Annotated in this window: 14 protein-coding genes; 10 read left to right on the forward strand and 4 right to left on the reverse strand. The window is 58.1% G+C overall.

Features of this window, described 5'->3' with window-relative positions; translation table 11 throughout:
* Positions 1-253 precede the first annotated feature (253 nt).
* The 3 genes from E5Q11_RS10100 to E5Q11_RS10110 all read right to left on the reverse strand — a co-directional run bounded on the left by E5Q11_RS10100 (position 254) and on the right by E5Q11_RS10110 (position 4,645).
* Complete coding sequence (locus E5Q11_RS10100) at positions 254-1,351, reverse strand: porin (protein WP_135803256.1); 1,098 nt, start codon at positions 1,349-1,351, stop codon at positions 254-256.
* Between the two features lie 258 nt (positions 1,352-1,609).
* A complete protein-coding gene (exaC, locus tag E5Q11_RS10105) occupies positions 1,610-3,130 on the reverse strand; it encodes an acetaldehyde dehydrogenase ExaC (RefSeq protein ID WP_135803257.1) in 1,521 nt (506 codons plus the stop codon).
* Positions 3,131-3,232: 102 nt separating this feature from the next.
* Positions 3,233-4,645: a WS/DGAT domain-containing protein gene (locus E5Q11_RS10110; protein WP_135803258.1), complete on the reverse strand. Its 1,413-nt coding sequence runs from the start codon at positions 4,643-4,645 to the stop codon at positions 3,233-3,235.
* A gap of 311 nt (positions 4,646-4,956) precedes the next feature.
* Here E5Q11_RS10110 and E5Q11_RS10115 point away from each other — a divergent pair, with 311 nt between their 5' ends.
* On the forward strand, positions 4,957-5,880 hold the full coding sequence (locus E5Q11_RS10115; RefSeq protein WP_135803259.1) for an alpha/beta hydrolase: 924 nt from the start codon (positions 4,957-4,959) through the stop codon (positions 5,878-5,880).
* A gap of 67 nt (positions 5,881-5,947) precedes the next feature.
* The gene (locus tag E5Q11_RS10120) at positions 5,948-6,697 is read left to right on the forward strand and encodes an FFLEELY motif protein (protein WP_135803260.1); all 750 of its coding nucleotides are present in this window, start codon (positions 5,948-5,950) and stop codon (positions 6,695-6,697) included.
* 6 nt (positions 6,698-6,703) lie between these two features.
* Here E5Q11_RS10120 and E5Q11_RS10125 read toward each other — a convergent pair whose 3' ends face one another.
* Positions 6,704-6,982, reverse strand: a complete 279-nt coding sequence (locus tag E5Q11_RS10125; protein ID WP_135803261.1) for a polyhydroxyalkanoic acid system family protein — start codon at positions 6,980-6,982, stop codon at positions 6,704-6,706.
* Between the two features lie 125 nt (positions 6,983-7,107).
* Between E5Q11_RS10125 and ubiE the strand changes: the two genes are divergently transcribed.
* From ubiE to tatC, 8 genes are all read left to right on the forward strand, one after another.
* On the forward strand, positions 7,108-7,893 hold the full coding sequence (gene ubiE / locus E5Q11_RS10130) for a bifunctional demethylmenaquinone methyltransferase/2-methoxy-6-polyprenyl-1,4-benzoquinol methylase UbiE (protein ID WP_135803262.1): 786 nt from the start codon (positions 7,108-7,110) through the stop codon (positions 7,891-7,893).
* Positions 7,893-8,534 carry a ubiquinone biosynthesis accessory factor UbiJ gene (locus E5Q11_RS10135; protein WP_135803263.1) on the forward strand — a complete coding sequence of 214 codons (642 nt, stop codon included), beginning with the start codon at positions 7,893-7,895 and terminating at the stop codon, positions 8,532-8,534. Before ubiE ends, E5Q11_RS10135 begins: the two co-directional genes overlap by 1 nt.
* Positions 8,531-10,180 (forward strand): ubiquinone biosynthesis regulatory protein kinase UbiB, encoded by a 1,650-nt coding sequence (gene ubiB / locus E5Q11_RS10140; RefSeq protein ID WP_135803264.1) that lies wholly within the window; start codon positions 8,531-8,533, stop codon positions 10,178-10,180. The genes E5Q11_RS10135 and ubiB overlap by 4 nt, the downstream gene beginning before the upstream one ends.
* Before the next feature lie 14 nt (positions 10,181-10,194).
* Positions 10,195-10,653: a phosphoribosyl-AMP cyclohydrolase gene (hisI, locus tag E5Q11_RS10145; protein ID WP_135803265.1), complete on the forward strand. Its 459-nt coding sequence runs from the start codon at positions 10,195-10,197 to the stop codon at positions 10,651-10,653.
* Positions 10,646-10,975, forward strand: coding sequence for a phosphoribosyl-ATP diphosphatase (locus E5Q11_RS10150; RefSeq protein ID WP_135803266.1), 330 nt, complete (start codon positions 10,646-10,648; stop codon positions 10,973-10,975). The genes hisI and E5Q11_RS10150 overlap by 8 nt, the downstream gene beginning before the upstream one ends.
* An 83-nt stretch (positions 10,976-11,058) precedes the next feature.
* Positions 11,059-11,313: a Sec-independent protein translocase subunit TatA gene (gene tatA / locus E5Q11_RS10155; protein ID WP_135803267.1), complete on the forward strand. Its 255-nt coding sequence runs from the start codon at positions 11,059-11,061 to the stop codon at positions 11,311-11,313.
* Between the two features lie 10 nt (positions 11,314-11,323).
* On the forward strand, positions 11,324-11,839 hold the full coding sequence (gene tatB / locus E5Q11_RS10160) for a Sec-independent protein translocase protein TatB (RefSeq protein ID WP_135803268.1): 516 nt from the start codon (positions 11,324-11,326) through the stop codon (positions 11,837-11,839).
* Positions 11,836-12,624 carry a twin-arginine translocase subunit TatC gene (gene tatC, locus E5Q11_RS10165; protein ID WP_135803269.1) on the forward strand — a complete coding sequence of 263 codons (789 nt, stop codon included), beginning with the start codon at positions 11,836-11,838 and terminating at the stop codon, positions 12,622-12,624. Before tatB ends, tatC begins: the two co-directional genes overlap by 4 nt.
* Positions 12,625-12,634 lie beyond the last annotated feature (10 nt).

Raw genomic sequence — 12,634 nt, forward strand, 5'->3', positions numbered from 1 at the left:
GGGTGCGCGCTCCTGAACAATATGGCGTCGTTCTGATTGTACGAGTTCCGCCACAGGAGCCAATTCAACTTCAGTGCTTTTAACCGGCGCGCCAAACTGCTCGTAAGTCATTGATTAAAAGCCTCCAAAATCAATGCCGGGTTTTAGACGGACATTGCGGCGCCCCAAACCGGTACTTTAGTGCTAACAGAACACCGCCTGTGCCAACAGAGGTCGGACACAGACGGTCAGTCTGACGCTTCTAAACAGCGAATCAGAAGGTCACAATCGCACCCAGAGCAACGGTATCGAATTCCTCAGACGCAGCGCCGCTGGAGCGGACCTGGCTTTCGTACATGTTGTACTCAGCCACCAGTTTGAAGTTGCTGTTCACGTCGTGGAAGAAGCCGACTGTCGTGTTCTCGGTTTCAAGGTCGAGCACTTCTGCATCGGTTTCGCCATAAGACAGTACAAGCCGGTTTGCTCCGAACGTGTAGGAACCCTGCACCAGGAAGCCGTCAGCATCGTCTTCGGTGGTGGCGGCGTTCGTGATCAGCACCGGATTGTCACCGCTTGAACTGAAACCGGAGGCGGCCAGCGACAGCCCGGCCAGAGACGCTTTAACACCATAACCGACTCCCGAGGTATCCACTTCCGTTGCGCCGTTTTCAGCGCTCTGGTAGCGGCCATTGACCCAACCGGTCAGTGACACTCCCTCAAGATCCATTGCGTAGCTGACCTCGCTCTCAAGCCTGGGCGCTGAATTCTCATCGCCTGCGCCAGTGGCCGTATCGGCCGGGTCCAGCAGGCCGACTGCCACGTTCAGCCCACCCATCGCCGGTGCCCGGTAAGTCATCTGGGCAGAAGGGGTGGGATAGGGGTAACCGGTGCGGATGTTGCCAAATGACACACCGCCGGCCGCACCCGGTGACCCGAAGCCCATCAGTATCTCATCCAGAAAGATGTTGTTACGGGCATAGAGGCCAAAGTCTTTACCAATCAGAAGCTGGCCAAAATCACCGTCGACGGTCGCATAGAACTGACGCACGTCGATGGCGGTCGCGGTAGGGCTGTCCAGGCTGTCGTTGATGGTGGTCCAGAATGAGGAACGGCCACCCAGAGTCAGGTCGCCCATGTCCTTGCTGAAATTAAAACCAATGGTATTGGGTAGAAAACCCATCTTGATGCGTGAATCGCGGGTGTCAGCCAGTTCATCACTGCGGTTTACATAGAAGGCGTTGAAGTAACCGTCCACGGAAAAGGATGTTCCGTCCTGGTTGTAGACTTCCACTGCGGCATTGGCACCGCCACTGGCAACCAATGCAGCTGAAAGTGCGACAGCAATCCCTGACTTTCTGAATGTTATGCTCATAACTCCCCCGGATTCTTGTTCGAGTTGGGTGTTGATCGACGAGTGATGTCTCGCGTCTCGGGCGTTTTGTCTCGCCTGAAAACATGGTCGATCAAGCTTCGAACGGGGGAAATGCGCCAAGGGAGCAGGTTTTCTGCTCATTTAGGAGGCCGTAAAAACAGGACTTTGGGATTAAGACTGCTCAACCCAGTCAGGATTGCGGTGCTGGTTTGCGGAAGGAAGGCGGCACGTCCCTGTGCTCGAAATCACATTGCCTGATCAGAAGAAACCGAGAGGATTAATGTCGTAGCTGACCAGCAGGTTCTTGGTCTGCTGATAGTGGTCCAGTGCCATCTTGTGGTTCTCGCGGCCAACACCAGACTTCTTGTAGCCACCGAAGGCAGCGTGCGCCGGGTACTGGTGATAGCAGTTGGTCCACACGCGCCCCGCCTGGATACCACGGCCTACGCGGAAGGCGCGGTTGATGTCGCGGGTCCAGAGCCCGGCGCCCAGGCCAAACTCGGTGTCATTAGCAATGGCCAGGGCTTCTTCCTCGTCCTTGAAGGTTGTCACACCCACCACCGGGCCGAAGATTTCTTCCTGGAACACCCGCATGTCGTTGCGGCCTTTGAACAGGGTAGGCTGAACGTAGAAGCCGTTGTTGTACTCGCCTTCCATTTCCTGGCGGCCGCCGCCGGTCAGTACTTCTGCGCCCTCCTGCTTGCCGATCTCCAGGTAGGACATGATCTTGTCGAACTGCTCCTTGCTGGCCTGGGCACCTACCTGAACATCGGTATCCAGCGGGTTACCACGCTTGATGGCCTTGGTGCGCTCGACCACTTTCGCCATGAACTCGTCATACATGTCTTCCTGCACCAGCGCGCGTGATGGACAGGTGCACACTTCGCCCTGGTTAAAGAACGCCAGCACCAGGCCTTCCACGCACTTGTCGATGAATTCAGGCTCAGCCTGCATGACGTCGGAGAAGTAGATGTTGGGGGACTTGCCGCCCAGCTCCACGGTGGACGGAATGATGTTTTCGGCGGCGCACTTGAGAATGTGTGAGCCCACCGGAGTCGAGCCGGTAAACGCAATTTTTGCGATACGCTTGCTGGTCGCCAGGGCCTGGCCGGCTTCGATGCCGTAACCGTTAACAATATTGACAACGCCCGGTGGCAACAGGTCGCCAATCAAATCCATCAATACCAGAATGCTCGCCGGCGTCTGCTCCGCCGGTTTCATTACCGTGCAGTTGCCTGCCGCCAGGCAGGGCGCCAGCTTCCACACCGCCATCAGCAGCGGGAAGTTCCAGGGGATGATCTGGCCCACAACGCCAAGGGGTTCGTGATAGTGATAGGCCACGGTGTTGCTGTCGATGGCGCTGGAGGTGTCTTCCTGGGCGCGGATACAACCGGCGAAATAACGGAAATGGTCAATGGCCAGGGGCACGTCGGCGTTGATGGTTTCCCGCACCGCCTTGCCGTTGTCCCAGCAGTCCGCGACGGCCAGCATCTCCAGGTTCTGCTCCATGCGATCGGCAATCTTCAGCATGATATTGGAACGTTCGGTGGTGGACATTTTGCCCCAGGCCGGCGCCGCCTTGTGGGCAGCATCCAGCGCCAGGTCAATGTCTTCCTGGCCCGAACGTGGAATCTCGCAGAACACCTCGCCGGTGACCGGAGTAATGTTATCAAAGTACTGGCCTTTGACCGGGGCAACCCATTCGCCGCCGATGTAATTGCCGTAGCGGGACTTGAAAGAAACGACGGAACCTTCTTTACCGGGATTTGCGTAAATCATGGCTATGACCTTTTGTTGTGTTTATTGGCCATTTCACTGTAAACCCGGTGCTACCTGAAGAACATGATTCTGCGGCAACCGCGACTCGTCCATTGGTCTTAGTCAGAACGCATCGAGTTCATTCAGGCAGTCATTCAGAAAGGTTTCCGGCCGGGGCATCACGGCTTCATCCGCCACCACGCCAAACTGCACCTGTCCGGCATAGCTGACGACACTCACCCCCAAGCCAATATCACCGGCCTGGGGCACCCAGAACATCTGTTCGGTGATGCGGCAGCCCGCCAGGTATCGGGCATCGCGGGTACCCGGCACGTTGGAAACCACTGCACTGGCCTTGCGATAGAAAAGGTCCGCCAGCGGCTGGCGCCAGGCTTCGGGGATCAGCGATGCAGACCCGGTCAGTGCCCAGGAAAGGCCGGGCTGCCAGCTTTTTTTCAGCCGCCGGGTTTCATGCTTGATGCGGAACAGGCGCTCCAGGGCGCTCTCGCCATCCACTGGCAGGGGCACAAATACCGAACCAAAATAGTTACCCAGGGCATCGGCATCCGGTTTGATCTCTTCTGGCAGCCGGCTGCGGATATCCACCGGCACAGCTGCATGCAACACGGCATCTTCCAGGCTCGGAAGGTCCGATTCCCGCAAGTCCCCCAGAAGGTGGGCTCGCACCGCAGACGCAACGCAGCTGAGCAGTACATCATTGATCTTGACGCCGGTCGCGTTGGCAATCCGGCGAAACCTCTCGAGTTCAACCGGTGGCGACCAGCGGCACTGGCGGCGGCCGAGCAGAGCGCGCTTGAGGGAGGTCGGAGTATCTTCCGGCTCCACCATCATCTGGCTCAACTCGTTCACCAGTTTCATGCTCTTCAGGGCCGCGCGTTCGATGGCGTTTCGAGAAGCTGTTCCGCCATTGCCGGGTATTTCCTCAACCGAAATACCATCAGAGCCGGACTCACGAGGCTCATCGGCCGCAGTCAGTTCACTCAGCCAGGCACTGGCGGCCCTCTTCCACTGCCCCAGGTCTCCGCGCTCGGCAGTCCCGTATACAGCCGGGGCCTGTTGTGGCGACGGCGGGCACAGTCGTTCGAAGATTCCCATCAGAGACAGCCCGTCTGCGTAGCAGTGGTGAACCCGCAGCAAAAGCGCAGCGCCGCCTTCTGCACCCGGCACCAGCCAGAACTTCCACAGTGGCCGATAGTCCGGCAGTGGCTGGTTGAGCCGTGCAGACACCCAGGATTGCAGAGCCGACTCATCGAAATGGCCGGGAACCACTTCCAGGTGGTGGTTCAGGGAAAATACCGGGTCTTTTTCCCACCACCAGCCAGGGGCACGGCGAACCGGCATATAGCTGAAGCGCTCCCAGGCCATCCAGTAGATTCTAACGAATTCCCGGAAGCGGGCTGCGGTAAGGTCTTCAACCCTGAGCATGACTGTAATGGTCATCGGGTTGTCCGGGCGCTCCAGGGCCAGCCACGCCGAATCCACAGGCAACAGGAGGTGCGATTCCGTTTGACTCAAACCTGTGTATCCCCGGCCAGATGCAGCGAATGAACGATGAAACTACCAATAGAACGAACGAGACGGAACATTGTGCCAGACATGCCAGGGCGGCTCCATATAACGCCACCCCATAACCGCGCTCAACAGGTTTACAAAACGTTACAGGCAAGTAATAGTGGCTTCATATACTCTGGATTTGAAAGCTATTGCCTGCTGAGCAGCGTATAAGCGGTATATGGAGCCAAGAAACGTGCGCCGTTGCAGCGTCAAAGTGTAACCAGCATAGACATACACCAATAACACAAGTCAGGCGGTGCTGGAGGAAGGCCATGAAAGCGAGTCATGTTCGTAAACTGATCAAGCCCATCGAGAGCGCCTACTCCGAGATGTTCTCGGGCCGGGTCTATCGAGTCGGCATGGGCGCGGTGTCTGTCCGCAATCACAGCGGCGATGCCGAACAGACAGTTATTGGCGTTCATGGCTTTCTGGAGAACCATTGTTATTTTACCCAGGCCTATGAAGCACCGACCACTGAGCTGATTCTTCTTACCTGCAGCAACTATCACATACCGGTAAATGGTGTAACGCCGGAAGCACCAGAATGGGAAGCGCCGATCAAGCATCTGGAAGGCACCATTGAATACGATGCCTGTATGCTCAACCAGGCACTTGCAAACCTCCCCAGCACCGACAATATCCGCATCCACGGTCATTCCCGGGGGGGCGCTGTCATTCTGGAGGCCGCCCGCCAGTGGCCGGACCTTTATGAGAACGTGGAAGTGATTCTGGAAGCCCCGGTTCTGCCCCATGGTAGACTCTCGGCACTGGTAACCGCAGTGCTTGAACCGGTCAGCCACGGCATGTGGCCCTGGCTCATCCGTCTGATCAACAGCGCGCCGTCTTCAGCTTACGGCCAGACCTTCTTCGGCAAGATGAATCCTCGCAAGAAACAGCTGCTTTCCAAGCTGTTCTCGGCAACCCAGGACCACCTGACCATTGTTCGCAACATCGAGAACCTGATGGCCTGGATGGAGCGAACAGACGCCTCGGCCTACGACAATCTCCGTTACGGCACCTTCCTGATCCCAGCAGTCGACCGGATCCTGGACCGCGAGGCCATGCTCAGGAGCGCCCGTCAGAGCCCAACCACCATGCGGATTGTGGAAACCGAGGCGCCCAGCCACTTTATTACCCTGGACAGCAAAGAGTGGATCCCGGGGTTTGAAACCCTGCCCCTGGCCGCCCAGAGCTAGAACAGCTGCATAAACTTGCGGGCTTGGTTACACTGACGCGCTCTTTCAGAGCCTCAGTGGAGCCTTCATGTACCGTGAGCGACTCGTTGCCACCCCAGTAACGACGCCCAGCGCCCGCCGCCTGCAACAGGTGCTGCTGGCCTACCACGATTTCCGGCAGCACAAAAACGGCCACAGACTACTCGGTGACACCTTCACGCTGGCCCAATGGCAGGCTGAACGCCTGAAAGCCACCCATCAGGACCTTTATAACCATCCCGGTTACCACACCGGCCTGGAATTTCTGCTGACCGACCTTTACGCGCCTACCAACAACAGTGGCAGGGACGACAACATCGACCGGGTGTTCCCCAAGATGGTTAAGTGGTTGCCGGATAACCAGCTGGACACCTTTGCCGGGCTGATGGAGCTGAACCTGCTGACACAGCGGCTGGATCTGGGCCTGGTGGAAGTGCTGGCGGCCACCAATAAAGACCCCGGCGCGCTGACCGAGGACGCCTATTGCGAGGCACTTCGTAACAGTAAATGCATGGAAGAAAGAACCCGACAGATTACGCTGGTTGCGGAAGTGGGCCGCCAGCTTGACCGCTATGTACGCAACCGTACATTAGGATGGCTACTGGCCATTAGCCGGGGCCCGGCGGAGATGGCGGACCTGACCGACCTGCACAGTTTTCTGCATCGGGGCTATTCGGCATTTCGGAAGATGGAAGACGTAGAACGGCTGATCGATCGACTGGTGGCCAGGGAAACTCGGGTTCTGGATAACATCCTGAACCATCATGCCCAACCCTTCCGGGTACCTGACGAGCTTTAGCCAGCGTCAGGCGCCGGTTATCTGATCCAGCTGGGTATGGATTTCCTGCTCAATCCGGGATTTGAACGCCCGCAGCATCAGACCCAGCTCCAGATGAACGTGTAATTCCTGCTCGGAAATTTCCAGCTTTCCTTTCACGCCGCTACGTTTGAACCGCAGAAGATCCCCGTCCCATTCATAATTCACGTCAAACTGGCGGGACAGATCTTTCGCCAGCGTTTCGGCCGCTTCACGAGCATGGGCCTTATCGAGGGCATGGGGGCGATGGATGTCGATAACGGACATGAAGCAGGTTTCTCCGGGAATTGATGATGAATTACAGTGTAAGTTGCCATTAAACCTGTAGCCAGCCTTGTAGACAATCCGGCAGCCGTTAGAATACAGGGTTCAGATTCAGCCAGGACAACGCAATGAGCGAGCAGCAAGCGCCAGACAAGGCAGCGGTTGATTCCGCCGACGACGTAACCCACTTCGGTTTCCGCAATGTGCCGAAAAGCCAGAAGGCCAGCCAGGTCGCTGATGTGTTTCATTCGGTGGCGGGCAAATACGACCTGATGAACGACCTGATGTCCATGGGCATCCATCGCCTGTGGAAGCGTTTCACCATTGAGCTTTCCGGGGTTCGCAAGGGCCACCAGGTGCTGGATATTGCCGGCGGCACCGGCGACCTCACCATGAAATTTTCTGATCTGGTGGGTCCAACCGGCAAAGTGGTGCTGGCCGATATCAACGCCTCTATGCTTCAGGTTGGTCGTGGCAGACTGGTGGACCGCGGCTACGCCGGTAATATTGAATACGTTCAGGCCGATGCCGAACATCTGCCCTTCCCTGACAACAGCTTCAATGCCGTCAGCATTGCCTTTGGCCTGCGCAACGTCACCGACAAGGATCAGGCACTGCGGGACATGACACGAACACTCAAGCCGGGCGGCAAACTGATGGTGCTGGAATTTTCCAAGCCCACCAACCCCCTGCTGAGCAAGGCCTATGACGCCTACTCGTTCAATGCCCTGCCATTGATGGGCCAGCTGATCGCCGGCGATTCCAGCAGCTATAAATACCTGGCGGAATCCATCCGTATGCATCCCGATCAGGACACCCTCAAGGTCATGATGGAAGACGCAGGGCTGGCGAACTGCAAATACTTCAACATGACCGGCGGTGTGGTCGCCCTGCACGTGGGAATCAAACCCTGATGTTTCCCGGTCCGACGCTGATGTCAGCCATCACGGCCGTTCTGGAGCGTGGGCTCAACCGGGCGCTGGCCCTGGATCCTGCGGGCCGGAAAGCATTGATGGCAGCGCTGAGCGGCCCGATTCAGTTTACGCTGGAAGCGCCTCTGAACCTGACCATGGGGCTTGTTCCGGCAGAGAACCGGGTTCAGGTTGTCAGCCAGCCACCGCAAGCCCCAGCCCTTGAATTGACTGGCAGGCCGATGGCGTTTGCAGCCCTGGCCACCGGTGACGACCAGGTATTCAGCCAGGGCCGCATTCGCGTTGTCGGTGACATGGCCCTGGCGCACCAGTTCCAGCGGGCCATTGACCAGCTTGACCCCGACTGGGAAGCCGCCATGGCCGAACGCATTGGCGACGTCCCCGCCCACTTTCTGGGCCAGCGGCTGCGCGGCACCATAAAATGGAGCCGCCAGGCGTTCCAGTCCCTCAACGCCAACGTGGAGGAGTACATCCACGAGGAAAGTCGCAGCCTGCCCGGTCGTCGGGAACTGGAAGCCACTTTCGAGGATATCGATCAGGTCAGCCTTCGCGTGGAGCGCCTTGATGCCCGCATCCGGCAGATAGAAGCCGCCAATGACACTACCGGGCCGGAGCCATCGTGACGCGACTGCAACGCATTTTCCGCATCCTCTGGGTGATCTGCCGCTATCGGCTGGACACCTTTCTGCCACTGAAAGAACTGCCGGTTCCGCTGAAGGTATTGTTCATTCTGGCGCCCTGGCATCTTTTCCCCAAGCCCAACATAGACCGGGGCGACCAGTTGCGGCTGGCCCTGGAGGAGCTGGGCCCGGTGTTCGTGAAATTCGGCCAGATCCTGTCTACCCGCCGGGACCTGCTGCCAGACGACATGGCAGATTCATTGAAACACCTGCAGGACCGTGTGCCGCCCTTCCCCGGCACCGAGGCCCAGGCCATCATTGAAAAATCCCTGGGAGCAAGCGTTGGCGACCTGTTTGCCACTTTCTCCAGAGAACCCATGGCCTCCGCGTCTGTGGCCCAGGTTCATGCAGCAACACTGAAAGACGGCCGCGATGTGGTGGTCAAGGTCATCCGCCCGGGCATCGAGCGGGTGATCAATCAGGACCTGTCGCTGATGTACCTGATGGCCATACTGCTGGAACGCTACTGGTCCGAGGGCCCGCGGCTGCACCCCACGGAAGTGGTGGCGGACTATGATGCCACCATCCACGATGAGCTGAACCTGCAGCGTGAGGCCGCCAACGCCAGCCAGTTGCGGCGTAACTTCGAGAATTCCTCGCTGATCTACATTCCCTGGATCGACTGGGACTACACGGGCAAGAATGTACTGGTGATGGAACGCATTCAGGGCATTCCCATCGCCGACGTTGGGGCCCTTCGCGAAGCCGGTGTGAACCTGAAGGTGCTGGCGGAAAAGGGCGTGGAAATCTTTTTCACCCAGGTCTTCCGCGACAGCTTCTTCCATGCGGACATGCACCCGGGGAATATCTTTGTCGACGTGTCCAATCCCGCTGACCCCAGATACATTGCGATTGATTTTGGCATTGTCGGCACCCTCGCACCGGACGACCAGAGCTATCTGGCGCGCAACCTGCTCGCCTTTTTCCGTCGCGACTACCGCCAGGTGGCGGAACTCCACATACAGTCCGGCTGGGTGCCGTCAGACACCCGGGTCAACGAGTTCGAGGCCGCCATCCGCACCGTCTGCGAGCCGATTTTCGAAAAGCCGCTGAAGGACATTTCCTTCGGGCATTTCCTCCTCGGCCTGTTCCAGACGGCACGGCGTTTCAATATGGAAGTCCAGCCGCAACTGGTGCTGCTGCAGAAAACCCTGCTGAACGTGGAAGGTCTTGGCCGCCAGCTCTACCCGGACCTGGATTTGTGGAGCACGGCCCAGCCATTCCTCGAAAACTGGATGCGCGGGCGCGTGGGCCCGGCAGGCCTGCTAAAATCCCTGAAACAACATTTGCCCGACTGGATCGAACAATCTCCGGAAATGCCTCAACTGGTGCACGATGCGCTGATGCAACTGCGCCATTCCGGCCCGAGCGACAGCGCCAGCCGCCAGGCCATCGAACTGCTGCGGGAAAGCCGCACCCGGGCAGACCGGCGCTGGCGCCGAAGCATCGGGGCTCTTGCCCTAATGGGCATTGCCTGGCTGAGCATCGACCATGACTTGGCTCAACTGGCGCAGTCCCTGCCCGCCCACGGCTGGTTTCTACTGGCGGGTGCGGCCTGGCTGGTGACCGGTATTGGCCGCAAACATTAACGGACGTCATTGAAATGCAAAAGACCAACGCTACAGTCTCATCCGCTGACTGGCTGAATGAAATCCGCTGGAACCAGGATGGCCTGATCCCGGCCATTGCACAGGACGCCGAATCCGGCGATATTCTGATGATGGCCTGGATGAATGCCGAATCACTGCAACTGACCGCAACCGAGGGCCAGGCCATATACTGGTCCCGGTCACGGGGTAAACTCTGGCGTAAAGGAGAGACTTCCGGGCATCAGCAGGTCGTTCACGAAATCCGCCTGGATTGCGACGAGGACGTAATCCTGCTCAAGGTGAAACAGAAAGGCGGCATGGCCTGCCACACCGGTCGCAAAAGCTGCTTTTACCGCAAGCTGGAAGACGGCCAGTGGCAGAGCGTTGACCCGGTTCTGAAAGACCCGGAGGAAATTTACGGCCAGAAACACAGCAAGTCAGCTAACATGGCAGGTGGTAAACGGGATGAGTGATATTCTTCAGCAACTGGCGCAGGTGCTTGAAGCCAGAAAGCAGGCCGACCCGGAATCGTCCTATGTGGCCAGCCTGCATCATAAAGGGCTGAACAAGATCCTGGAAAAAGTGGGTGAAGAGTGCACCGAGACGCTACTGGCCGCCAAGGATGCAGAGCACTCCGGCGAGACCCGGGATCTGGTCAATGAAACCGCCGATCTGTGGTTTCACAGCATGGTCATGCTGTCCCGGCTGGGCCTGGGCCCCGATGACGTATTGCAGGAACTGGCTAACCGGTTCGACCTTTCAGGGCTGGAAGAAAAGGCATCCAGAAACTCCTGATCCTAGACGATGATCTAGTTTCCGGATCAGCGCCTGTTTGACGTACACTAATCTTAACAGACACGTAACGTGAGGAACCCGACATGGGTATCAGTATCTGGCAGCTTCTGATTGTTCTTGGCATTGTTATTCTGTTGTTCGGAACCAAAAAACTCCGCAACATCGGCGGCGATCTTGGTGGCGCCATTCGTGGATTCAAGAAGTCCATGAACGAGGATGACAAAAAAGAAGAAGACGCCGACGTCATCGAAGCCAAGAAAGACGATGCCACAGTGACGTCACAGACTGAACAGCCCGCCAAGGCTGAAGAAACTTCCCGGGACAAGTCCCACAGCTGAGACGGGCTGAATGTTTGATATCGGCTTTGTCGAACTGCTGATCTGCGGTGTTATCGCGCTTATCGTACTGGGTCCGGAGCGCCTGCCAACGGCTGCCCGCGCGGCGGGCCGCTGGGTGGGCGCAGCGCGCCGCATGGTCGGCCAGTTTTCATCCGAGCTCGACAGCCAACTGAAAGCGGAAGAACTGCGCAAGGAGCTTCGCGAAGCCGGTGACATTGGCCTCGAAGACGTACAGAAATCCGTGCGCGGTGCGCTGGACGAAGCCAAAAAATATGAGCACATGGTGCTACCGGACAGCGAAACACCCAGGCATCGTCCAGCACCAGCGACCCGACGGGTGAAAGAAAGTCAGGCGCAGGCCAGCGAGCCCACCCGCACGGAAGCCCCTGAAAACCTCGAGCCGGATGAAGACCCGTCAGCCGCCAACAACTCCGGCCATTCTTCCCTGGAAACGCCGGAAGATACCTCTGCCCCCCGGGAGCCGTCGGGAGGAGCGCCGGAACAGTCGCCGGATAAACGCACATGACCGACCCGCAAGACCGTAACGCCCGCTCCTCTGCCAACCAGGCCCAGGGCGAAATGCCCTTGGTTGAGCACCTTCTGGAACTGCGGGACCGGCTGCTGAAAATGGTTCTGGCGGTGATGATCTGCTTTGCGGCGATCTACCCCTTTGCCAACGAAATCTACCTGTGGGTATCAGAACCACTGACGTCACTGTTGCCGGTCGGCCAGACCATGATTGCCACAGACGTTACCTCACCGTTTTTTGCACCCCTGAAACTTGCCCTGGTGCTGGCGGTGTTTGGCGCTATCCCCATCATCCTTTACCAGATCTGGAGTTTCATCGCGCCCGGCCTTTACGCCCATGAAAAACGCCTGGCCTTTCCGCTGCTGTTTACCTCTATCGTCCTGTTCTACCTGGGCGCGGCCTTTGCCTATTACGTGGTGTTCCCGCTGGTGTTCGGATTCTTCACCGCCATCGGCCCGGAAGGGGTGGTGGAGCTGCCGGATATCAGCAGCTACCTGAATTTTGTGTTGAAGATGTTCTTCGCCTTTGGCGTGGCTTTCGAGATTCCCATCGCCACTATTCTGCTGATTCTGACCGGCGCCACCACACCTGACGACCTGGCGGCCAAGCGACCTTATATCGTAGTGGGCTGCTTCGTGGTCGGCATGCTGCTGACACCCCCGGACATCATTTCCCAGACACTGCTGGCGGTGCCCATGTGGCTGCTGTTTGAACTCGGCATCCTGTTTGGCCGGCTGGCAGCGCGTAACACGGCGAGCGACGAAGAAACGCCAGAGCCGTGAGGTTCACCCT

Origin of the sequence: Marinobacter confluentis, from assembly GCF_004785685.1 — a bacterium.
Classification (GTDB): domain Bacteria; phylum Pseudomonadota; class Gammaproteobacteria; order Pseudomonadales; family Oleiphilaceae; genus Marinobacter; species Marinobacter confluentis.

What these genes read in the sequence shown, in the direction of transcription:
- E5Q11_RS10100 (WP_135803256.1), bottom strand. Translation starts at nt 1,351, where the DNA reads ATGAGCATAACATTCAGAAAGTCAGGGATTGCTGTCGCACTTTCAGCT.
- exaC (WP_135803257.1), bottom strand. Translation starts at nt 3,130, where the DNA reads ATGATTTACGCAAATCCCGGTAAAGAAGGTTCCGTCGTTTCTTTCAAG.
- E5Q11_RS10115 (WP_135803259.1), top strand. Translation starts at nt 4,957, where the DNA reads ATGAAAGCGAGTCATGTTCGTAAACTGATCAAGCCCATCGAGAGCGCC.
- E5Q11_RS10120 (WP_135803260.1), top strand. Translation starts at nt 5,948, where the DNA reads ATGTACCGTGAGCGACTCGTTGCCACCCCAGTAACGACGCCCAGCGCC.
- E5Q11_RS10125 (WP_135803261.1), bottom strand. Translation starts at nt 6,982, where the DNA reads ATGTCCGTTATCGACATCCATCGCCCCCATGCCCTCGATAAGGCCCAT.
- ubiE (WP_135803262.1), top strand. Translation starts at nt 7,108, where the DNA reads ATGAGCGAGCAGCAAGCGCCAGACAAGGCAGCGGTTGATTCCGCCGAC.
- E5Q11_RS10135 (WP_135803263.1), top strand. Translation starts at nt 7,893, where the DNA reads ATGTTTCCCGGTCCGACGCTGATGTCAGCCATCACGGCCGTTCTGGAG.
- hisI (WP_135803265.1), top strand. Translation starts at nt 10,195, where the DNA reads ATGCAAAAGACCAACGCTACAGTCTCATCCGCTGACTGGCTGAATGAA.
- E5Q11_RS10150 (WP_135803266.1), top strand. Translation starts at nt 10,646, where the DNA reads ATGAGTGATATTCTTCAGCAACTGGCGCAGGTGCTTGAAGCCAGAAAG.
- tatA (WP_135803267.1), top strand. Translation starts at nt 11,059, where the DNA reads ATGGGTATCAGTATCTGGCAGCTTCTGATTGTTCTTGGCATTGTTATT.
- tatB (WP_135803268.1), top strand. Translation starts at nt 11,324, where the DNA reads ATGTTTGATATCGGCTTTGTCGAACTGCTGATCTGCGGTGTTATCGCG.
- tatC (WP_135803269.1), top strand. Translation starts at nt 11,836, where the DNA reads ATGACCGACCCGCAAGACCGTAACGCCCGCTCCTCTGCCAACCAGGCC.